Genomic DNA, 23,318 nt, shown 5'->3' with positions numbered 1-23,318 from the left:
ACAACCCTCTCAGATGACCGGATGGGCGCTGGAATGCAGCGCGCTGTCCAGCGCAAGCGCGACGTGGGTGTCCACGATCACCTGCAGCGCCAGTGAGGATTCGGTGAACACCGTGTAATCGGCTCCGTCGTTCCCTTTGATCTGGCCGCTTTCCGTCCAGAACCGCGCGCCACCCAGTTGGCCGAACTGCAGCACATCGTGCTCGCCTCCCTGTACCACCAACTGGCGGAAAGCGCCGTTCAACAAGCCGTCGTTGCTCAGGGACATGGCCGACCCAACATCCGACATCAGCCGCACATCGGTAGAGTCCATGACCAGGGTGTTGCCCTGCTCATGGGCCGCCTTGTCGGCGTCCAGATCCACCGCGTTGATCGTGCCGTGGCTGCGCGCGAAATCGACCAACTGCCCGTCGCCCGTGACCTCGACTTTCTTGTCAACGATGCCGAAGGCGCCATTGGCCAGGAACACCATGCCGGGCTCGCCATGCGTCATCGGGTCGGACACCGGCCCGTCCGCGCCGGCCGGGGTCACGGTCGCCAACAAGGTATGACTCTGGCCATCGTCGACCTGGGCCTGGAAGGAGAAGGCGGTGGGGTCCCCGGCCTCGTTGACCGCGTTGCCCAACACGGCGGACTCGAACTGCGCGAATCCGGTCAGCGGCGCGAAGGCGGTCTCTCCAGGCTTGATGACGCTGACATGCCAGTCATCTCTCAGGACCCCCTGCTGGAACAGCGTGGAATCCAGGTAGTGCCATCCCGCCTCCAGGTGCAGGGAGGCATACTGCCCGTGGGGCATTCCCCTGTCGGGCGACAGCAGGGTGTAGCCGTCGATTTTGAGCTGAACCTGATCGTCCCGGGTCGTGCTGCGGATCAGCCAGGTGCCGGCCTCCGCCTGCGCGACATGGAACCAACCCGTCGCCCGCCCGATCAGCGAAGCGTCGGACATGGTCACGCCGCTGTCGAACGCGTGCCGCCAATCGTAGGGCAGGTTGTCGGCCATGCGGGACACCACCGGCGCCACGGTCGCGGTCAACGCCAATGCGTCCGGGAAGCTGCGGTTGGCATCTTGGGGCAGGTTCCAGAACTGCACGCGCAGCCCCTCTGCCGTTCGATGCGCCGTCAAGTCGACCACCTGCAGCGTCTCGCCCTTGCCCAGGGGCGCGCTCAACGTATAGTCCAGCTTCACGTGGTGCGCCGTGTCCTTCGCCCCCAGGGCCACGCCCTGCTCGGTCGGACCGGTTTGCACGTCGCGGATCACGCTGAACTCGGATTCGCCTGGGCGGCGCCATTGCATCACCCAAGACCCCACCCCGCCGGTGTTGCCGGTATCGACCCGCAGGTAGTGCCAGCCCGCATCCAGGCTGACGTCGCCTTGGATGCCATTTCGCAGATACTCGCGGCCGACCATCACCCGGTCGCCATCGACGCTGACGATCTCGAAATCGTCCACCACCGGCGATCGGAATGTCCAGATGCCGGCCTGTTCGGGGCTGACGTGGAACCAGCCGCTGCCAACGTAGTTGGCGATGGTGGCATACGGCACACCCGGCAGCAGCGCGCTGTTGTACCCCCTGAAGTTAAGCTCCGGCAACTGCCCCTGGCCAGCGGGATTGGCCGTGGAAGTCGCCCAGATGTTGTTGATATTGGTCGCCTGCGCACTCCCCATATTCCACGCGAATACCGAGAACCCGCCGGTATCGAGCTGCACCGCGCTGCCCAGCGCCGCGTCGCCGTTCTGAACGCTGACCGGCGTGACGACCTGGCCCGGCGCAGGGGCGGCGATGGTCAACGCGAACGGCTGCGAGGTTGCCCCCTTGACGCCCGGTTCGTTCTCCACCGCCACGGTCAACGTGTGCGAGCCATTGTTCAGCCCTGGCGACACGTAGGTCCAGTTGCGGCCATTGGCATGGACGCTGGCGTAGCCCATCCGGGTATCGCCGTCATACAGGACGACCCGCTCGCTGCCCAGCAGACCGCGGTCCAGCGCCCCGCTCACCACCAGCGCGGCGCTGGCGATCGTCGCGCCAGACTCCACGCCGGACAATCCGCTGGCTTGGGGCGTCGACACGGACAATATCGTCGCCGCTGTCGCAATGGCAGCCTCGTCGATGAGCACGGGCAGCGCCTGCGCCGCGGCAACGCGCGTGTGCGTCGGCCCCTCGACCTGCACGGTCAGGGTCTGTGCGCCCACGCCCAGCCCCATGCCCGCGGCAGGGGTGAACGACCACGCGAAGCGGCCGTCCTTGTCCGCGGCGCCCTGTACCGTGGCATCGCCCAGCCGCACGGTTTCGCCGTTCAGCGTGCGGTACACGCCCAGGACCTCGTCCCGTCCCAAGCCGTGAGACAACGATCCGTTCAAGGCTTGCGCCGGATCCACGCGGCTGGCGAGCGCATCGATGCGGATGGCGTCGTCACCCAGCACCACGACCGGATAGGCAGCGGCATGGACCGGATCCGGCGCGGGCACCGGCTGCTCGTTGATGCGCAGCGAGAACGTGTGTTCGCCCTCGGACAAGGGCGGCGCGTTGAAACGCCAGCGCGTGCCGACAACCGCGGCTGCGCCCAGCAGCACGTCGTTGTCGAAGACCTGCACCAGGTCGCCGGCGCGCGGCTCCCGCGCCAGCGTGCCGAAGATCCCGACCCGCTTGCCATCCAGGCTCTGGCCAGGCCGGACACTTTGCGCCGCAAGCGTGTCGAAACGGCTGTCGGCCGACAGCACCTGCCCGGTCGACAGGGCGATCACGGCCTCGATCAACCCCGCCTGCAAGGGGTCCTGCGCGGCGTCATGCACGTTGACGGGCAGCGACTCGAACACCAACGGCGTCGTGGGGCTGTTGCCGGCGCCGCCGATCGAGATCTTGAAGTCGTGCCGGCCATTGCCCAGCGGCACCTCGATGTCGAAATGCCACTGCTGCTCCTGAACGCTGGCGTGTCCCAGGACCTGGGCGCCATCGCGGATTTCCACGTACTCGCCATCGGCCAGCGGCGCGGCCAGCGCTCCGCTGATCGTGAACTGCCGCTCACTGGTGTTCTGCCCCACCACGACGCCCTTGGCGTCCCTGGCCTCGATGCCCTCCAGCCCTTGCAGGTGGAAGCTGAAGGTGGGCGAAGGCCTGCCATGGATCGCGCTATCCTGCGCGGTATAGGTGGTACCCGCCCGCGCCGCGTTGTCCACTGTCGCGAACAGATTGACGGTGCCGAGCGCCATGTCCACGTCGCTGCGCCATTGCCAATTGGTTCCGGTGACCTTGGCGTCACCCAGGTAGCTGACGTTGCCCTGGCCGTCATCCTGCCAGAGGCGCAACACCTGCGCGTTCGACAACGCCGCGCTGAGCCTGCCGGAAACCAGCGGACGCCGGAAGTCGATGTCCCCACCCATCGGCACATTGCCCACGACCGGGCCGTCATCGTCGCGCACGGTCACGATCGACACGGTCTGGGCGGGCGTGCTGCTGTCCTTGCGGAAGGACACGCTGTCCCCGGTCTCGGCAATGGCGGTGGTGGCCCCCACCACTTCCACCGACAGGACGTGCCGGCCGTCCAGCAGCGGCGCATCCGGCCGGAAGGACCATTTCAGCGGGTCGGCCCTGTCGATCACGGCCTGGCCCAGCTCGGAGGTGGCGCCATTGAAGGTATCCGACACGCGCAGGCGTTGCCCGAACTCGGCCAGCGGCGCGCTCAATGTGCCTTTGATGAGCGGAGTGGCCTCGTCGGTCAGGCGCGAGCCTGGATCTTGATCCAGCAGGTTGCCCTGCAAGGCCCCCGTCTGGTCGTTCAGCTCGGTGATGGTGAGATGCTGGACCTGGAAATTGGCTATCGCCGCGGCGATGTCGTTGCCGATCCCCGTCAACCGGTTCTCGGGAATCGCGCTCAGCGTGTAGGAGCCCGACGGCAGGGCCTCGCCTATCCGGAACTCCCAGGTCGTGTCGGTCAACATCCGGGCCACGCCCAGCCGCTGCCGCTCGCCGTCCTGCGGTTGTCCGTAGACCACGATCTGATCCTGTCCACCCAAAGCGGTGCTGACGGTGCCGCGCAATGTCGCGATCTGGCCCTCGATGGTGGAATTGGCGCTCAACTGGCCCGGCCGCTGGCCGTCTATCAGCCCCGTGATCGACGCGAACAGATCCGGACTCGGCCCGCTTCCGGCCGCCACCAGCGTCAACGCCGTCTGCGCCGACAACGCGGGCGCCACGCTGGCATCCCCGGCATCCACGCCCGCTGGCAGCGCCACCACGCTGTACTGATGATCCCCCGCCAACTGATCGGAAGACGTCAGCGCATAGCTCCATTTCTTGCCTTCCAGCGTCGCGCTTCCCAATGCCACGCCATCGCGCCGTACCTGCAGCGTGGTCCCGGCCGGCAACTCGCTCGCCAGGTGGCCGGACAACATCAGGTCGCCGCTGCCGATCAACGCCACCAGTCCGCCGTCCGCCAGGAGCTGCGCGTTGTCAGGCGCGTCGATCGTGATCGCATTCTGGTAGACGGTGGTCCGCGCCTCGCTGTCCGGGGCCGGCGCCAGCGTCGCCAGATTGACCGGTCTGACAGCCACTTGGTGGGCGCCCGGCGACTGCGCCCACAGCGTGTAGGACCAATTGGTACCCGAGGCATCGAACCCGGCCACCCCCACGTCCTTGCCATCGATGGACACCATGACGCCCATGCCCGGCGTCACCGCCTCGGTGGTGGTGCCGGTCAGCATCGTCAAGCCGCGGTCGGTGAAGATGGGCTCGGCGCCTGTCGTCAACGTGACGCCGAACGCGGGCGCATCGGCGCCGCTCACCATGACATTAACGGGCGCCAGGCTCCGTACCGCCTCGACCGGCACGCCGCCATCGAGCAACACGTATTCGACCCGGTGCATGCCCGTCGCCAGGTCCGCGCGCAGTTGGAACGTCCACGCGCCGTCCGCGCCGACGGACGCCTCGCCTGCCACGTCACCATCGACCAGCACGCGCACCGACAGTCCCTGCGTTCTATCCGTATTCACCCTGGCCCGCAGGATCGGACGCAGCGTTTCGACAGCGCCCTGCGCCGACAGGTCCTGCACCGATATCGGCGAGAGCGACAGCACGTTGACATCGACCGCATCCGACCGCACCGCGCCGAAGCTATCCCCTCTGTTCTCGATGGCCGCGTAAATATGGCTTGCGCCGGCCGGCAGCGATACCGGCGGCCGCAACGACCAGGTCAGGCCGTCGGTATTGGCCGTGCCCAGCAGTTGGACAACACCGTCATGCTCGGCGTAGACCCGCAGCACCTCGAAGGCGTTCAGCGCCTGCCCCACGGTGCCCGACAAGCGCGGACGCGTATCGTCGAGCACCGCCGTCGTCACCACCTCGCGCCGCGGCACCTCCTGCCCGCGCGCGGTCCGGTCCCACGTACCCAGCAGATTGTTCGAATCCAGCACCGACGTGATGGCCACCGCATGACCCGGCCGCAGCGTCGACACCGTGATTTCCGGGGTTTGCGCCGACATGCGCGACACCCCGTCGGACGTCAGCAGCACGGCGCTGAAGCGCTGGCTGCCCGCCTCCACGTCCGCCTGCGGCGTGAAGGACCACGACACTCCGTCGGCGTCCATCTGGGCCTCGCCGAGCCTGTTGCTGCCTCGGAAGATCGCCAGCACCTCGCCACTGCCGAGCGGCTGGGCCAGATGGCCCTTCAAGGTCGGACGCGCGTCGTCGGTGCGCATGAGGACCGGGCGTCCGTTTGCCCCGAGGGATTCAAGCGCGAACAGATCTCCGCGGACATCCCCCTGGTCATCGATCAGCGCCGTGATGCTCACGGACTGCTGGTGCACGACGAAGTCCGACGAAAGCGGGCCTTGCAGGGTCTGAGGATCCGCCCGGTTGACCACGCGGGCATTGAATACCGTGTCGCCGAAGGGAAGCTCCCGGTCGACCTGGAACGTCCATTCGGCATTCGCATCCACGGTGGCATAGCCCAGGAGGACCTGATCGGCCTGCCCGGGCAAGCGGCCGTACACCGCCACGCTCAGCCCGCCGGCCAGCCGCGCGGAAACGGTGCCCTTGAGCTGTGGCAGCGCGTCGTCGGACGGCACCCCGGTGGCGTTGGCGCCCGTGAATGAGGATCCCGCCCCGTATATGTCGCGGGCCTGGCTGATCGTCGCGGTCTCGGTGGGCGCGCCACCGTCGATGTAGACCGTATGCGATGCCGACACCGCCCGCAGTTCGGCGCCGTCATGGTCCGTGACCTGGACCGCGATGACATGGGCGCCATCCCCGAGGACTTCGTCATCGGCCAGCGTGCCCGACCACGTCAGGCTGGCCTGATCGAACGTGACATGGCCATCGCGAGGCACATCGTCGATAACCAGCTTGAGGACTTCGCCCTCTCCCAGCGGCGCGCCCAGGTGACCGCCAAAAACGAACTTCCCCTGTTTCGAGGCGCCATCGACCCCGGGCAGCAGGATGTTCTGGTCCAGGTGCGCCGGATCCGCGATGGAGTCCAGGGTTACCTGTTGCACATGGATGGTGAATTCCGACGAGGCATCGCCCTCCTTGCCCAATACGATATTCTCGACTCGCGCCAGGAACGTATGGACACCAGCCCCAAGCGGTTCCCGGTTCTGGAAAGTCCACTCGGTGTCCGTGGCCAAGGCTTCTCCCAGCCGCACCATCTGACCGTCGATACGGTCATACAACACCACGCGGCGGGTATCGGCGTTGATCGGTTTGTCGAGCTTGCCGCGCACGATGCCGCGAGTGTCATCGGTGCTGACGCCCGCCTGCGTCAACAGGGCCTGCAGCGGCCCGGCGTGGTCTTCGTAGCCGACGATTTCCGCGTGTTCCTGGGGAACCTGGGTGTCGACCGTGAAGCCCACCTTCGTCACCGCCCGCACCGCGCGCGTGGAGGCATCCTCGATACGCGCCGACACCTCGTAGCGTCCCTCCTGCCAGACTCGCGGCGCGCCATTGCTTTGCGGCAGGCTGAAAGTCCAGTCGGTGCCGTTCGCCTCGAACTTCGCCACGCCAACCGGCGTGAACAGCGCGGCGCCCTCGCCCTTCACGTAGATCGTCACCCGCTCCGACGGCAGCAGCAGCGGCGCCCCGAGCTGGCCACGCAGCGTCACTTGGTTGTCGGCGGTGCCATGGCCATCCCGGCCCAGCACATTGACGCCCGTGGTCGGTTCGACCACTTCGGACACCTGGATGCTGTTCACGTTCACCGAGGTCGCCAGCGTATTGCTGGTCAGCCCCGAATTGACCGCCACCACTCGCGCGTGAAGCGTCGCGAGCCCATCCGGCAATGCTTCGGTCAGGGTGTAGGTCCAGTTGACGCCGTTCAGGGTTGCCGCGCCCAGGCGGCGCATGGCGCCGTCCTCGCGCGACAGGAACACCTGCACTTGCTGGCTCGCCCCCACCGCCTCGCTCAGAGTGCCGCTGACGACCGGCCTCCGGTCGTCGGTGCTGGCGCGAAAGCCGACCGGCCCCACCTGCGAGCCATCGGCGCCCACGCGATCGGTTACGTTCACCGTCAGCACCACCGCCGTCACCGGCTGGGCGACGGCGTCGATCGTGATGGGAACCGTCGAATCCGACAGCAGGACCTGAGGCCTTGCACCGGCGACGATCCGCTCCACCCTGACCTGGAACCCGTGCGCGCCGTTGCTCAAACCCGCGGTTGGCTGGAAGCTCCAGGTGGTGTCCGCCACGGTCGCCACGCCCAGCAGGACCGCAGCGGTGCCATCGACCGAATCATAGACCGCGACGCGCTCATTCGGCCCCAGCGGCATGCCCAGCCTGCCCGACAACTGCGGGCGCACGTCGTCGGTGAAGGGCGGCTGGGCGAACAGCTTCGCATCCAGCAGATTGCCCTGCAGCGCACCGACACTGTCCTGGACCGCGTTGATGGTCAGTTGGCTTTCCCTGGCGGTGAATGTCTGGCCCACCGGTCCCAATTGCCCGTTGGCCCGGTTGACGATCCGGGCCGAGAACGTATGGTCACCCAGTTCCAGGCCTCCGGGCGGCGTGAAGCGCCAACTGCCGTCGGCGGCGTCGGCATTGAGCGTGGCCAGGCCCAGTACGTTCTCGACCACCCTGCCATCGGGCTGTCTCACGGAGTCTACGATCTGCACTGCGCGCGATGCCGGCAGCGTATTCCCGTCCAGCAGCACGCCCGAGATCAGCGGCCGGCGATCATCGGTGCTCTGACCGGGAGCCAGCGCGCCGACGAAGCCGCTGTTGCCCGGAATCTGGTCACGAACCTCAGTGATGTTGACGACCCCCGTGGGCGTGCCATCATCGAAGTCAATTTCCCGGTCCACCGCCAGACGAATCTGCCCGCTGGCCGTGTCCACCACTCGCACCGACAAGGTGGAATGCCCTTCCGGCAACTCACCCGCGCCGCCTTGCGACGCGCCCAGCTCCAGTTGCCAGGTGAATCCGCCCTGCGGGCGCTCGATCAGCGAAGCCTGGCCCAGCACCGTCTCCTTCCCTTCTTGCGCCGCCACGATCTGCAACGCCTCGCCCTCTCCCAGCGCGGTGCCCAGTTGGCCGCGCAGCACCGGCGCATGGTCGTCGGTCAGGAACGGACCGTCGCCGTCGAACACATTGCCCCTGATGGGGCCGGCGGCGTCATCCAGCTCGCTGAAGGTCAGGCTGTTGATACGCAGATCGAATTCGGCATGCCGCGGTCCCATGGCGTCGCCGCCGTTCACCACGCCCGCCATCAGGCGATAGTTGCCCTCGGCCAGCGGGGGATCGATCCGCAGCGACCAGGCAAGGCCCGTTTCATCGATCTGCGGCTGGTAGGAGAAGGACCGGCCGGGATTGTTGACGTCCTCCACGCGGACTTGCAGGCGTTGTCCGGCGAGCAACGGGCCTGACAGCGTCCCGGACAGCGAAGGTTGCGTGTCGTCGGTGGAAGCGCCGCTGACGATCAGGCCCGTGTAGACGCCCACGTCATCCATGACCTGGTCGATCACCACCTGCTGCTCGGGCAGCTCGGTGCTTACGATGACGGCAGGCGGAGCCGCGCTGAGCAGGGCCTGTGGCGCCCCATCCTCCGGCCCGGCGCGCTCGACCACGGCGCGCAGCCGGTGGACGCCATCCCTTAGTTCGCCGTCAGCGGGGAATTCGTAGCGCCACGTCGCTCCCGAGCCTTCGCTGGCAGGCGTGACGTCCGCCTTGCCCACCAGTGTCGGCGCGCCGCCATTGAGGGCGTCGTAGATGGCCACGTACTCGCCTGGCGCGGGCAGGCTGCCCAGCGCGCCCGTCAGGATGGGCTGGGTGTAGTCCGTCACGGGACTCGTGGTCTCCAACAGGTTGACTTCGGTCACGCCCGGAACGATCACGCCGTCGAACGTCAGCGACTGCACGTTGACGTCCCAGGAGCCCCAGTTGGACGTTGCGTCCGGCGCGTCGGCATCGACGCCCTCGGGATAGACCGGCGCGTACGCATCCAGGCCCGGCGAGAACACCTTGACCACGACGTGATGGCTGCCAAACGCCATGTCCGACACCGGCGTGAAGGACCATTGCGGCAGTTGCCCCTCGCTGGCCGGCGCCACGTTGGCGTAACCCAGCAAGCGTTCGGCCCCGCCGTTCAGGCTATCGGCCAGCACCAGCACCTGGTCGCCTTCCAGCGCCGCGCTGAGCGTGCCGCTGAAGGAAGGCCGCCGATCGTCGGTGCTCATGTTGGAACTGAGCGCGCCCACGAAATCGTAGGGATCGGTGGATGGATCGCCGACGTCGTCGGCCACCATGACGATCTGCGCGGCCTGGGTCGGCTGTATGCCGACCAGCGTGGGCTCGGTGTACTGGTACGGGTGCGACACGGTTTCCGTCGTGTTGCCGGCCACGTCGCTGATGCGCGCCAGGATATCGCCCGCGCCGTACCTGGAGAATCCCACCGCGACGCTCCATGACGCGCCGTCGGCCGACAGCTCGCCCACGGTCCACGTGGCGCCGCCGTCGATCGACACCATGATCCGGTCGTCACTGGTCACCGTGCCAAGCACCTTGCCGCGGATCGTCTGCGCCGGCTGCGTGAACAGGAAGCCGCCCGGCAGCACCGCGCCCGCGAACGGCGTGCTGATGCTGTCGATGGAAGCCACGCGGGCGTCCGGCGGCGTGACGTCCAGCACGAATGCATGCGAGGCGCCGGGCAGCGTCAACGGCTGCTCGCCGTCGACACCAGACACCGCCACACGCGTCAGCAGCCGCGCGTCCTCGCCTTCGCCGTCCAGCCGCAGGAAGCCGGAGACCCAGGTGCCGCCGCTCGCGCCATCAGCGGCGGGCGTCGCCTCGGCCTCCACCCAGGTCTTGCCGCCATCGGCCGACACCTCGATATGGGTGTTGGGCCCCAACGTGCCGAGATAGTGGCCGGACACGGCCTGCACCGGCTGATTGGTGATGAAGTCGCTGGGCGAAACGCCGGTATCGGCGCTCAGGCCGGTGATCTCATCGACCTCCACGCTGACCAACCCATAGGTCCGCAGGTCGGATCCGGCGATCAACTCGCCCTGGTCGTCGACGATTGCCGCGAACAAGCGCTTGGCGCCGTCCTCGCCCAATGTGTTCTCGCCGTAGTCCCCGGCCCGCAGCACCACGCTGCCGGCGGCCACGTCCTCCGCCGTCAACACGCGCGACAGGATGGTGCGGCCATCGAGCAGATGCAGCTCGACGCGCTGGCCGGCGCTGATGCGGTCGGCGCTGCCGGTCCATGACACCGTCACCGACGGCTGCGCATCCTTGCCCAGCGCATCGAGCGCGGGGAGGGGCGACGCCTCCGCGTCCGTGAACGTCGCCGCCACGGACGCCCAGGGCATCTGCGGCAATGTGAAGGTATCGAACAGGGCGGGATCGACCAGCCTGCCGAGCAGCACATTGGCTTCCTGCATGGCCGCCAGCAGGACCGCGCCCTCGATCGTCGGCGCGATCCGCAAGGCGCCATCGGCATCCGGCGCCAGGCCGCCGGCCAGAAGCTGCAGGGTGTTGCCCAGCGCGCCCGACACCGAATCCATGCCGGCCAGGGCCGCCAGCACCTTGCCATAAGCCTGCGCCGCGACCGACGCCTGCGCGAACGTGTCGGCATTGATGGCCACCACCGGCCCCAGGATGTCGACGAGCTGCGCATCGCTGGTGAACTGCGACATGAGCTTGGTCACCGCGGCCGCCATCGCGTTGACCTGCTCGACCGACACCCAGTCAAGCGGCGTGGAGGGATCGGCCGGCGCGCCCACCAGGCGCGTGACGAGTTCGGTCAGCGGCGTCACCGAGATCGACAGTTCGGTCTGCCCCTCGGCGCGGTAGCCGATTGCGCTCAGCGTGGGGAAATCCGTCGCGGCGAATTGCGCCGCCTGCTCCGCCGTCATCCCCTGGGCCAGCGCCAAGGCCTGGCGATATTCATCGATATAGCCCTGGCCGTCGCGCGCCTTGTCGGACACCACCACGCGCACCAGGCCGACATAGTCGGACGGCAGTTCGGCGCGGTAGGACAGCACCTGGCCGCCGGGTCCCAGCACCAGGTCGCCCTCGCCCAGCGACTGCCCCTGGCCGTCGTACAGCGAAATCGACAGCGTCTGCGCATGGTTGAACACCCCGGCCGCGAGGCCCCCCGTGACCGTGACGGCCGGCTTTGCCGGCGTGTCCCCGTCAGGGTCCGGCGTCGGCGACGGCGTGCTCCCGCCAGCCTCCGGCTGCTCCCCGGCGTCTGGCGCGGGCGCCGGCGCGGCCGGCCTGTCTTCTTCCTTGCCCTTGCTCTTGCCCTTCTGGCTGGACAGCCCCAGCGCCAGGCCAACGAGGCCGACCACGCCGAACATCCAGCCGTACTCCTGGTACCAGGCCAAGGGTTCCCCCGTGCCTTTGCCATCCTCCTTGGGCGCGCCCTGCGCGCTGTCCGACGGCACGGCCGCCGCCTCCTCGGCGAAGCCGAGCGTCTCTTGCGTCGTGGGTTCGGAGATCGGCACCTGCAGCGCCTCGGCGGCGTCCTTGAGCGCGGTGCTGTCGATATCCACCTTGGAGAACAGCTCCGCACCCGACAGCGATTGGTCATCGAACTGCAATTCGGGCGAGGGGCGCTCCAGGATCTTCACTGCCAGGCCGGGCAACAGCACTCGGCTGCCATCCTTCATCAGCGCGACCACGTCGACACCGACGATCGCCATGGCCTTGACGTCGGAGAGCTTGAAGTTCAGCGGAATGCGGCCGTCTTTGGCAAAGGTGGAGAGCGTCCTGAATCGATTTTTCATGGCGGTGGTTTCACAAAAGGAGAATCAAAATCCCGGGCCTGTCACGCCCGGCAAGACAAGGCAGGTCAGCGTTCACCCAGCGATTGCTGCAACCCCTTGGTGATGGGCTTGGCGAGGTACTGAAGCACCGTGCGCTCGCGCGCCTTGATGTCCACGGTGGCGGTCATGCCCGGCCGCAGTTGGATCTGTTCGGAGGAATGGCGCTTGAACTCCGCTTCCCGGATCAGGATGCGGACGCGGTAGTAATGCGAAGGCCCCTGGCGCGTCTCTTCCTGGAGCACGTCGGGGCTGATGTAGCTCACCTCGCCCGACATGACGCCGAAGATGGACGAGTCATAGGCATCGATGCGCACGTTGGCGCTCTGGCCCACCTGGACAAAGGCGATGTCGGCGGGTCCGACCCGCGCCTCGGCCAGCAGGTCGCCGCCGGTCGGCAGGATTTCCATGACCGTCTCGCCGGGACGCACCACGCCCCCTATCGTGTTGACGCGGATGTTGTTGACGATGCCATCGGCCGTGGCGATCAGCCGCGTCTGTTCCAGCACCTGGTTGCGGTCGCGCAACTGCTCGGTCTGGCTGGTCAGGTCTTCCTGCGCCTTGGTCATTTCCGCCTGCGCGTCCTGGAAATACTTGTTGCGCCGGCTGGTCATCTGCGCCTCGATGTCGGCGACCGCGCGTTGCAGCCGCAGGATCTCCGCCTGGCTGACGTCGCCCGTGGCCACCAGCTTGCGGTTGATCGACAGTTCCTGGCGCGCGAGCGACAGCATGTTGCGCAGCGCCGCCAGGTCTTCCTTGATCGCGGTGCGGCGCTTCTGGTACAGGTCGCGCTGATTGCGCATGTAGTCCTTGTAATCCTGCAGATCCGAGGGGAACGCCAGCGGGGTGCCATAGACCTCGGCATGCAGGCGCGCCAGCGTGATCCGCAGCGCCGCCACCTTGGCGTTGCTGTCGCTGACGGCGGCGCGGGCCCGCTCTTCCTGCAGCGTCGCCAGCACGTCGCCGGCATGGACCACGTCGCCCTCGCTGACATGCAGTTGGGTGATGATGCCGCCATCGGGCGACTGGATCACCTGGGTGCGCGCGGCGGCGATGATCTGGGCGGGCGCCCGCGTGACCTGGTCGATCTTGCCCACCGCGGCCCAGGCCAGCAACGCGCACAGGCCGGCGAACATGGCGCGCATGCACCAGCGCGCCCGGCGCGGCGGCATGGCCAGCGAGACCCCATCCGATCCGTCCGCGGGCAACATCGGCGCCAGGGCATTCCCCTTGCCGCGCGAGCGGGAATCAATGATCAGCCGGCTCATGCCTGCGCTCCGGCCACGCCCAGCGAGGCCCCGGCGGCGCGCCGGGCATCATCATCGCGCCGGGCGGCCTCCAGGTCTTTCAATACCGCATCGCGCGGGCCGTCCCTGACGATGCCGTTGCCGATCATGACCACGACGCGCTCGACCAACGGCAGCACATTGGGCTTGTGGGTCACGACCACCAGCGTCGCGCCGGCCCGCGCCTCTTCGGCCAACACGCCGAGGCAACGGCGCTCCTGGTCGTCGTCCATCGACGCGGTGGGCTCGTCCAGCAGGATGATCCGCGGCCGGCACAGCACCAGGCGGGTGAACGCCACCAGTTGCCGCTGCCCGCCGCTCAATCCCCGCCCGCCTTCGACGATGGGCCGGTCCAGGCCCTTCGGATGCGCGGCCACGATGCGATCCATGCCGGTGCGGCGCATGGCGCGCAGGATCTCTTCGTCGCCGGGATCGGGCAGCCCGATCAGGAGGTTCTCGCGCAGGGTTCCCTGGAACAGGCGATGGTCCTGCTGCAGGTAGCCGATCTGCCGGCTCAACGCCAGCCGGCTGATGTGCGACAGATCCAGGTCGTCCAGCAGCACGCGCCCGGATTGCGGCACGTACATGCCGGTCAGTACGCGCAGCAGTGTCGACTTGCCCGACCCGATCGGCCCGACCACCGCGATTCTTTCACCCGGCTGGATACGCAGGTTCGGCACGCGCAGGGCCACGGGATTGTCGCCATAGGCGAACGACACGTCTTCGAGCGCGAAGCGTCCTTCGATCCGCTCCGGCGCCAGCGGACGCCGCACGCCGTGGTTGTCGGTCTTGAGTTGATAGAGTTTTTCCAGGCCGTCCTCGGCGGCCAGCGCATGCGCGCGCTGGATCATCAAGCCCGGCACCGCCAGGATCGGATTCAGGATCCGGCCGCTCAGGATGGAGCAGGCGATCAGGGCGCCGGTGGTCATCTCGCCGTGCATCACCGTCAGGGCGCCCACGACGATCAACGAGGCATAGCTGAGTTGCTGGATGGAGCCGCCCAGATACCCCACGTTTTCGCTCAAGTGGCGCATCTTGAGATCATTGGCGATGGTCCGCGCGCTGACATCGAGCCAGCGCGACAGGAAGCGCCATCCGCCCGCGCCGGCCTTGATGGTCTCGGCCCCTTCGACGGCCTCCACCAGCAGGCCCGTCTTGAGATTGGCATACGCCGCGCCCTCCTTGGCCTGGCGCGCGATCCGGCGCTGCGATGCCAGGCCGATGAACAGCGCGACCAGCGCGAACCCCAGCAACACCAGGCCCACCGCCGGCGTAGCCAGCGCCATCACGATCGCCACGAACACCAGTGCCATCGGCAAGTCGACCAGCGCGAACAACGAAGACGCGGTGTAGAACGCGCGAACCTGTTCGTAGCCGCGGATCTGCGCCGCCAGCGAACCGACGGAAGCCGGCACCTGATCGATGCGCAGCGACATCAGGCGATGGAAGATGTCGCGCGAAAGCATGCCGTCGACCCCGACCACCACGTGATCCATCACGCGGGCCCGGGCGATCTTGACGGCGAGTTCGATCAGGACGCTGATCAATACCCCGGTCGCCAGCACGAACAGGGTGTACTCGCCACGCGTGGGGATGACACGGTCATACACCTGCATCGAGAACATGGAGGTGGCCAGCGCCAGCAGGCCGACCATCACGGAGCCGACGCACGCCTCGATCAACGCGCCGCGGTACGGCCGGATGGCCGCGTTGCGACGCGAGCGGAAGGTCTCGGCCGGTGCCGGCCCGACCGGATGGCCGCTGACCGCGGAAGAGCCCGCCGGCGCCAGTTGCATCCGCGTGCAGCGGTCTTGCAGCGCGGCGCTCGCGAACGCCTGGGTGACGGTGCCGCATGCCACCATCCAGTCGCCCGTGGGCGCCAGGTCGGTCACGATGCCCCACTGGCCGTCCGGCAGATGGCACAGCAGCGGCAAATGCGCCGCATCGGGACGCCGCAGCCGCTGCGGCGCCCCCACCCCCAGCAGGCGGCACAACAGGGCAAGCAACTCGGCAGGCTGCTGGACGCCGGCGCATTGGCGCAGGCCGGACCGCAATTGCAGCGGATCCAGCACCGAACCCTGCAACGTGGCCAACCGGTTCAAGGCCCAGGCCAACGTGTCCAGCGGTTCCATCTTGGGGACGGCGCTCACGGCGCCAGCTCCGTCGCGCCCAGGCGCACCTGCAGGCGATAGGCGGCCGCGGCCAGCGCGGCCTGCGAGTCGGCCCGGGCGTACTGGTTCTGCGCCAGTTCCCGCACGGCATTCAACAGGTCGATCCAGGTCTTGCGTCCGGCGGTGAACTGACGGGAATAGGAGTCGAGCACGTGCTGCGAGCCGGTGACGGCGCTCTCCAGCGCCGCCAACTGATTCTCGGCCGCCGCGATCTGATCGATATCGCCGAGCATCGCCTCGCGCTGTTCGAGCCAGGCCGCGTCCACGGCCATGCTTGCCGCCGACACGCGCTCGCGCAGGGCATCGGCCTCGACACCGGTCGAGAACCCTGCGCCCGGCGTATAGCGCAGGCCCACGAACACGGATACGCCACGGTCGGTGCGCGCGCCCGGATAGGCATCGCCCAATGGGCGGTTGACGCGCAGGTAGGCCGTCGGCCAACGTTGCGCCGACTTGGCGTCGAGCTGGGCCCGCATGACGGCCACATCGCCCTGGGCCATTTTCACGGCCGCGCTGTCCCATGCCTGGGCGCCGACGTCTTCCGCCAGCAAGCGGGCCGAAACGTCTTTGACCTGCTGCGCGTCGGGCCACGCGGCCAGCGTGTCGGCCTCAGCGTCCAGCCCGGCCACGCCCGACAATTGCTCGATCCGTTGTGCCGCCAGCCGCAGGGCGGAACGCGCCGTCGTCAGGTCGACTTCCGTCTGCCGCAGGCGCGACAGCGCCAATTCGATGTCGACCGCCGGCGAAGCATCGGCCGCCACCCGGCGGCGCATCTGGGCTTCGTAGCCGCGCAGCCGGGTCATGGTTGCCTCGGAAATGGCAATCCGGTCTCGGGCGCTGATCAGCGACTGCCAGGCGCCGATGACCTGCAGCGCCAGTTGCTGGCGCTGCCATGTGACCCGCGCCTCGCTCTTGCTCACATCCGCGCGCGCCCGGTCGATATTGGCATTGATCTGGCCGCCATCCCATAGCGTCTGCTCGAGTTGGGCGCCCCGCGATGCGGGCGAGTTGACGGAAGTCGAGTGCGACTCCATGACCAGGGACGCCGAAGGCCACCAGCGCCGCCGGGCCGCGTCCACGTCGACCTTGGCCGCGTCCAGCTCTTGCTGCGCGCCACGCGCGAGCGGATGGCCGCGCATCGCCGCCTCGACCAGGGCCTGCAATGTGATTGGAGCCTCCCCGGGCCCGGAGGCACCCGCGGGCGCGCCAACCGACGCTGTCTTGCCGCCGGTCACACCGGCCCCGGCCGTGCCGCCCGTCGCGACCAGGGCCATCGCGACGACGGCGCCCGCGCACCAGCGCATTGCTACCCATGACCGGGATCGGCCCGCCCCGGACATCAGGACGACCATGACGTACCCGCATCCATTACGGACACGACAATCGTTGCGCATCGGTGCATTTGCCAATCGGCATTGCAACCCGCCTGCATTTCAGTTTTATATTTTTTCATTATTACGACGACAAAAAAACGGCCCTGCAAGCCATTATTTCCACCTGGATGAAATCCAGCGATTCCAATTGAAATCGCTTCGTGCATTCAGCAAGGAAATAACCCCGCCGGCACGATTCCTTCGCGAGAATCGAGGCGATTTGGCTAATGAATTAGAGCACTTGCGGCACACGCGTCATGCGTAACGCCATAGGTATTAATTTCGATGGAGCAATCGAATGTCAATGCGCACGCCGCACCCTAATAATTATTATTGCGGGAAGCAGGACAAATAAAACACATAGATATTTATAAAACCGCGGCTTGGTCTTATATTATCCGAAGCCATTTCCAATAATGGTATTTTCAGCTCGAATTATTTCCGTCGAGCTGCTCAGATGGCGTGATATTCGGATAAAAGGAAACCGCTCTTTCCCGGGAATCTGATTCATCCGCAAGAAAGTGGCCGATCAACAACGGCTGCGGAATCGGCCCGCACACCACGATGGCCATTGCGGCCAGATCGGTCGATCGGCGGGAGACGGCTCGATCAGAGCCCAAGGGTCGGTCGCGAATCCTGAAGCGGCGCGCCGCGCAGCGGCCCGCCGGGGAGCACCGGTACTCGGATACCGGCGCGGCTCCAGGCGAGGAGCCGCGCAAAAAAAAACGCCGCTTCGAAAGCGGCGTTTTTGGGTGCCATGGCATCAAGCTCCCCGGGGATGGAGAGCTTGGGCTCAAGCGAGAATTCGGGGTGGTGGGCTGAGCGAGACTCGAACTCGCGACCAACGGATTAAAAGTCCGCTGCTCTACCGACTGAGCTATCAGCCCGACCGAAGCCCGAAATTATGGCTGATTTCGTGGACCTTGTCAAAAAATAGAGGCCAGGATGCCTTCACGCCGGAACTGGCGATCGCTGTCCGCCAGCGGCGCCGGTGCACGCACCCCGCCGCGCGCCGCGGCGGGACCGTGAAACGGCCGTTCGGCCCGCCTCAATGGAAAACGGCCGCTTGCGCGGCCGTTCTGCATCGGGGAGGCGAACCTGGCTTACCAGGCAGCCACCACCGCGCCCTTGAACTTGGTCTCGATGAATTGCTTCACGGCCGGGCTGTGGTAGATGCTGACCAGCTTGGCGAACTCGGGACGGTCCTTGTCCTTTTCACGCACCACCAGCACGTTGGCGTACGGCGAGTTGGGCGATTCCTGGGCGATGGCGTCGGTGGCCGGGTTCAGGCCCGCTTCCAGCGCGAAGTTGGTGTTCACGGCGGAGGCGTCGGTGTCGTCCAGCGAACGCGGCAACTGGGCGGCGTCCAGTTCGATGAAGCGCAGCTTCTTCGGGTTCTCGATGACGTCGATCGGGGTGGCCTTCAGGCCGGCTTCCGGACGCAGCTTGATCAGGCCATTGGCCTGCAGCAGCAACAGGGCGCGGCCGCCGTTGGTCGGGTCGTTCGGCAGCGCGATGCGGGCGCCTTCCTTCAGCTCGGACAGCGACTTGATCTTCTTGCTGTAGATGCCGATCGGGAAGATCACGGTCTTGGCGATGCTGACCAGCTTGTAGCCGCGGTCGGCGTTGGCGTTGTCCAGGTACGGCTGGTGCTGGTAGCTGTTCAGATCCAGGTCGCCCGAGGCCAGCGCGACGTTGGGCTGCACGTAGTCGGTGAACTCGATCACCTGGATGTTCAGGCCCTGCTTGGCGGCTTCCTGCTTGACCACGTCGAAGATCTGGGCGTGCGGGCCGGCGGTGACGCCAACCTTCAGGGGCTTGTCCTGGGCCAGCGCGGGCTGGGCGAATACGGCGGCGCCGAGGGCGAACGCGGCCAGCGACTTCAAAACCTTGATGCTCATGTTGCGAATTTCCCGGATGTCGGAAGGAGGAGAAGAATGTTCGGTGTGCTCAACGATGCGAGATGCGGCGCACGTAGCGGTCGCCCAGGCTCTGGATCAGTTGCACCAGCACGATCAGCACGATGACCACCGCGGCCATCACGTCGGACTGGAAGCGCTGGTAGCCGTAGCGGATCGCCAGGTCGCCCAGGCCGCCGCCGCCGATGGCGCCGGCCATAGCCGAGTAGCCGATCAGGCTGACCACGGTGACGATGGTGGCGGCGATCAGGCCGGGCAGCGCCTCGGGCAGCAGCACCTTCATGATGATCTGCATCGGCGAGGCGCCCATGGCGCGCGCGGCCGTGATCAGGCCCGGATCGACTTCGCGCATGGCGTTCTCGGCGATGCGCGCCATGAACGGGATCGCGGCCACCGACAGCGGCACGATGGCGGCGGTGGTGCCGATCGAGGTCTGCGCCACCAGGCGCGTGAACGGAATGATGGCGACCATCAGGATCACGAACGGCACCGAGCGGGTGGCGTTGATGACCGCGCCCAGCGCGTGGTTGACGGCCTGGTTCTCCAGCATGTTGCCGCGCGCGGTGACGGTCAGGATCACGCCCAGCGGAATGCCGACCAGCACCGCGATGGCGCTGGCCACGCCCACCATCAGCAGGGTGTCAAGCAGCGACGTAATAAGCAGGTCGATCAGTTGCGGGCTCATGAGCGATTTCTTCAACGGTGATGTCACGGGCGGTCAACGCGGCGATGGCGTCCTTGACCGCGACGGGCGTGCCCTGGGCCAGCACGAACATCGTGCCGACGGCCACGCCCTGGATGTCTTCGACGCGCGCCTGCACCAGGCCCACGTCCAGCGAATACTGCGTCGACAGGTCGGACAGGAACGAGCCCGACGCGTCGGTGCCGGTCAGCGACAGGCGCAGCAGGCGCACGGCCTGGCCCGGCTTGGCGGCGGCCAGCGCCTCGATGCGCTGCTTGACGGCGGCCAGCGTGGCGTCGGTCAGGTCCGACGCGGTCGCGGCCGACACCATGGCGCGGGTCACTTCGTGGCGCGGCTGCGCGAACACTTCGCGGGTGCTGCCCATCTCGACCACTTCGCCCTGCGACAGCACGGCCACGCGGTCGCAGACCTCGCGCACCACTTCCATCTGGTGCGTGATCATGACCACGGTCACGCCGGTCTTGCGGTTGATGTCGCGCAGCAGCGCCAGGATGTTGTGGGTGGTCTCGGGATCGAGCGCGGAGGTGGCCTCGTCGCTAAGCAGCACGTCCGGATTGTTGGCCAGGGCGCGCGCGATGCCGACGCGCTGCTTCTGGCCTCCGCTGATCTGGCTGGGATAACGGTCGCGCAGGTGCTCCAGGCCCACCAGGGCCAGCAGGCGTTCGACGCGGGCCGGAATCTCGCTCTTGGCGACGCCGGCGATTTCCAGCGGCAGCGCCACGTTGCCGTACACCGTGCGGCGCGACAGCAGGTTGAAGCCCTGGAACACCATGCCGATGCGGCGGCGCTGCGCGCGCAGTTGCGCCTCGCTCAGCCCGGTCAGCGCCTGGCCGCCGATGGCGATGGAGCCCTCGTTGGGACGCTCCAGCAGGTTGATGCACTGGACCAGCGTGCTTTTACCGGCCCCGCTGGGGCCGATGATGCCGAAGACCTCGCCCTGCTGGATGTGCAGGTTGATGCCACGCAGCGCCTGGAACTGGCCGTGCGGCGTGGCGTAGGTCTTGGATAGGTTCTCGATCTGAATCATGGCAAGCGATTTTGTATCTTTTCTCTTCTAAAGAGAACGACCGTTTTTTCCATTTTTAATAACTAACAGTAATATAAGATGCGTCCGCGCAAAGACGTAAAGGGCAGTCGGGAAGGAAAGCCTTCCTGACTGCCCTTTTTCATCGGCGGCCGGCGAACCGGCCCCGCCTGGCTCAGCGAGCGCGCGAAATACGGACTTCCGCGCCGCGGCGCTTGACCTCCAGGCCCTCGGACGGCGAAATGCGCAGGCCTTCCAGCCCCTTGATGTAGCTGGAGCCCTGCATCTGCATGACGCGGATCTTGTTGCGCATGACCACCGGGTTGTGCACCGGCATGCCGAACATCCAGACCTCGTCCAGGATGCGGGCCGAATTGAATTCACCGGTGTGCTGCGCGGCCGGGCCGAGACAGAGCATGTGCCCTTCGCGGCCGAACACCGGGAACTGGCCCAGCTCGCAATCGATGGTCCAGGTGGTGCCGCCTTCGTAGCGATGGCCGGTGTTCAGGTCCCACCAGGCCTCGCCCTTGGGCAGGTACACCCGCACCTGCTTGCCCGGCGCGGTGATCGGCGCCACCAGCAGGGCCGGGCCGAGCAGGTACTGCAGGTCCCATTCGTGGGCATGCGGGTCGTTGGGGAACGACAGCGCCATGGAGCGCTGCACCGGCAGCCCGGTGCGGGCCGCGTCCTCGATGGCGCCCAGCACGTAGGGCACCAGGCGGTAGCGCCACTGCATCCAGGTCTTGACGTGCGCCAGGGTCTCGTCACCGAAGTCCCACGGCAGCAGGCCGGCGACGCCCTGGAACGAGAAATTGGCCGAGAACACGCCGGCGGTCAGCCAGCGCAGGTACAGCTCGGGCGTCATGTCGGCCGTGCCGCGCGAACCGGTGCCAATGCCGTGCACCTGGACCGGCAGGCCCGAGGCGCCGATCGACAGCGCGGTGCGCAGGGTATGGCGCAGGCCTTCCCAGGTGTTGTCGACCTGCGGGCCAACCTGCCACGGCAGGCGCTGCGCGGCCGGGAACAGGTCGGTGCTGGGCACCACGCCCTCGGGCGGCACTTTCAGGCCGGCGACGGCGTCGAACAACGCGCGGCGCACCAGCAGCGGATACATGCTGCGCAGCGCGGGGCCGGTCTCGCCGTTGCGGGCGGAGACGCCATCGGGAATGGCGATCTGGGCGTCGCAGGCCGGCGCGTCCAGGCCGTCCTCGACCAGTTGGCGATGGCGCTCGACCCAGAGGTTGTAAATGTCGCGGTAGGTCAGGTCCAGCAGACCGTAGGGCTGGCCCGAGGTGGCGGCATTGCCGTCGAACACCTGCGCCGAGCCATCTTCGCGCGTCAGCAGCCAGCCGCGGTCTTCGAGTTCCTCGAACAGCGGGCTGGTCTTGATGACACCCGGGAAACCCGACGCCGCCACATGCACGTTGTGCTTGTGGAACAGCGCCAGCATCTGCTTGGCATCGGGGAAGCGCTGGGCGTCCCATTCGAACACGGTCTTGTCGGCCTGGAAGCCCCAGGCCGCCGGCTGCGCCAGGGTCACGGCATCCACCGGAATCTGGTTTTCGCGCATGCGGCCCAGCAGGGCCACGGTCTGTGTCGGCATCTCGCCGCTGGCCTGCTGCAGCCACGCGCCCATCGCCCACAGCACCGGCTGGCCGGCGCGGCCGGTCAGGGCGGTGTACTGGTTGAGGATTTCGGCGGGCTCGCCGGCGAACAGGAACACATCCAGCACCACGTCGTCGACGCTGACGACGTAGGCCGAATCGGCCGGCGCCGTGCCAACCGCGTGCTCGACGCGGCGCATCGTGTTGACGTACAGCCCCCAGCCGCGCGGGCTCCATGCCAGCGGCAGGGCGCGATGCTCGGGATCGTCGGAGACCACGGATTCTTCGCGGCGGTTCAGATCGCCCGGGGTTTCGCCCAGACCGTACACGCGCTCGCCCGGCAGCAAGGTAAAGCCCGCCGTCCAGGCCGCGGCGTCGGCCTGGTCCAGCGCGTTGTGCCCGAATGCGGGCGTATGCGCGGAAACCTCGGACTCGAACACCCGCTCTTCATTGCGGTAGAGCGCAAAGCGCACCGGGTTGGATTGGAGCTCCAGGGCCACGTCGCCCTGGGTGATGCGCCAACCGTCCCCGCCTTCGCGCGGGGCGATGGCGGCCTCGCCCACCGCCTCCTGGCGCGCGAGCAGCATCTCGGCCACGGCGCGCGCGCGCGCGCCGGGTTTGTCATCGGTAAGGTGGTTCGCCTCGCCGCAGCGCAGGCGGAACACACCAGGCGCATGCGCCTCGACTACCAGGTGCAACCCATCGCCCGCGTCGAAATCGATGCGACTGGGGCGGGACGTCAGCAGCTCGATGTTGTCGAGCTGGGTAGTATGGGCAAAGTCGAACTTGGGCGGCACAGAGCATCCCCCGGCTTAAGCCAAAAACCATCAAAAGACGCTATTTTGACGGATTTGAGCTTTGAAATAAACTCAGTCCCTCTTTTGGATGGCGATATCATCCGAAAAAAGGGGTCGCAAAGCCCCGGCTGGCCCCCCGCACGTCATCGCCAGGGCGCCACCGGAACACCAAACCTGCGCCCAACGCGGGTT

9 protein-coding genes and 1 tRNA gene are annotated in these 23,318 nt (G+C 67.2%); all 10 read right to left on the bottom strand.

The features are described from left to right. Positions 1-9 precede the first annotated feature (9 nt). The 10 genes from SB816_RS23335 to SB816_RS23290 all read right to left on the bottom strand — a co-directional run bounded on the left by SB816_RS23335 (position 10) and on the right by SB816_RS23290 (position 23,126). On the bottom strand, positions 10-12,213 hold the full coding sequence (locus SB816_RS23335; protein WP_410547605.1) for a hypothetical protein: 12,204 nt from the start codon (positions 12,211-12,213) through the stop codon (positions 10-12). A gap of 65 nt (positions 12,214-12,278) precedes the next feature. Next, complete coding sequence (locus SB816_RS23330; protein ID WP_336236204.1) at positions 12,279-13,517, bottom strand: HlyD family efflux transporter periplasmic adaptor subunit; 1,239 nt, start codon at positions 13,515-13,517, stop codon at positions 12,279-12,281. Beyond that, positions 13,514-15,685 carry an ATP-binding cassette domain-containing protein gene (locus SB816_RS23325; protein WP_410547604.1) on the bottom strand — a complete coding sequence of 724 codons (2,172 nt, stop codon included), beginning with the start codon at positions 15,683-15,685 and terminating at the stop codon, positions 13,514-13,516. The genes SB816_RS23330 and SB816_RS23325 overlap by 4 nt, the downstream gene beginning before the upstream one ends. Further along, positions 15,682-17,058: a TolC family protein gene (locus SB816_RS23320; protein WP_395757379.1), complete on the bottom strand. Its 1,377-nt coding sequence runs from the start codon at positions 17,056-17,058 to the stop codon at positions 15,682-15,684. Before SB816_RS23320 ends, SB816_RS23325 begins: the two co-directional genes overlap by 4 nt. A gap of 446 nt (positions 17,059-17,504) precedes the next feature. Continuing rightward, positions 17,505-17,651, bottom strand: coding sequence for a hypothetical protein (locus SB816_RS23315; RefSeq protein ID WP_167517694.1), 147 nt, complete (start codon positions 17,649-17,651; stop codon positions 17,505-17,507). A gap of 239 nt (positions 17,652-17,890) precedes the next feature. Continuing rightward, positions 17,891-17,966 (bottom strand) — tRNA-Lys (locus SB816_RS23310). A 216-nt stretch (positions 17,967-18,182) separates the two neighbouring features. Further along, positions 18,183-18,980 carry a MetQ/NlpA family ABC transporter substrate-binding protein gene (locus tag SB816_RS23305; protein ID WP_049071433.1) on the bottom strand — a complete coding sequence of 266 codons (798 nt, stop codon included), beginning with the start codon at positions 18,978-18,980 and terminating at the stop codon, positions 18,183-18,185. A 49-nt stretch (positions 18,981-19,029) separates the two neighbouring features. Continuing rightward, positions 19,030-19,683, bottom strand: a complete 654-nt coding sequence (locus tag SB816_RS23300) for a methionine ABC transporter permease (RefSeq protein ID WP_006388812.1) — start codon at positions 19,681-19,683, stop codon at positions 19,030-19,032. Continuing rightward, positions 19,640-20,728, bottom strand: a complete 1,089-nt coding sequence (locus tag SB816_RS23295; protein WP_410547603.1) for a methionine ABC transporter ATP-binding protein — start codon at positions 20,726-20,728, stop codon at positions 19,640-19,642. Before SB816_RS23295 ends, SB816_RS23300 begins: the two co-directional genes overlap by 44 nt. A gap of 172 nt (positions 20,729-20,900) precedes the next feature. Further along, positions 20,901-23,126, bottom strand: coding sequence for a glycoside hydrolase family 31 protein (locus SB816_RS23290; RefSeq protein ID WP_054501894.1), 2,226 nt, complete (start codon positions 23,124-23,126; stop codon positions 20,901-20,903). Positions 23,127-23,318 lie beyond the last annotated feature (192 nt).

It is taken from the genome of Achromobacter sp. SIMBA_011 (assembly GCF_046535435.1).
In the GTDB taxonomy this organism is placed as follows: domain Bacteria; phylum Pseudomonadota; class Gammaproteobacteria; order Burkholderiales; family Burkholderiaceae_B; genus Achromobacter; species Achromobacter dolens.
Note: the sequence above shows the minus strand (reverse complement) of the source record. Positions and strands in the feature narration are given on the sequence as shown.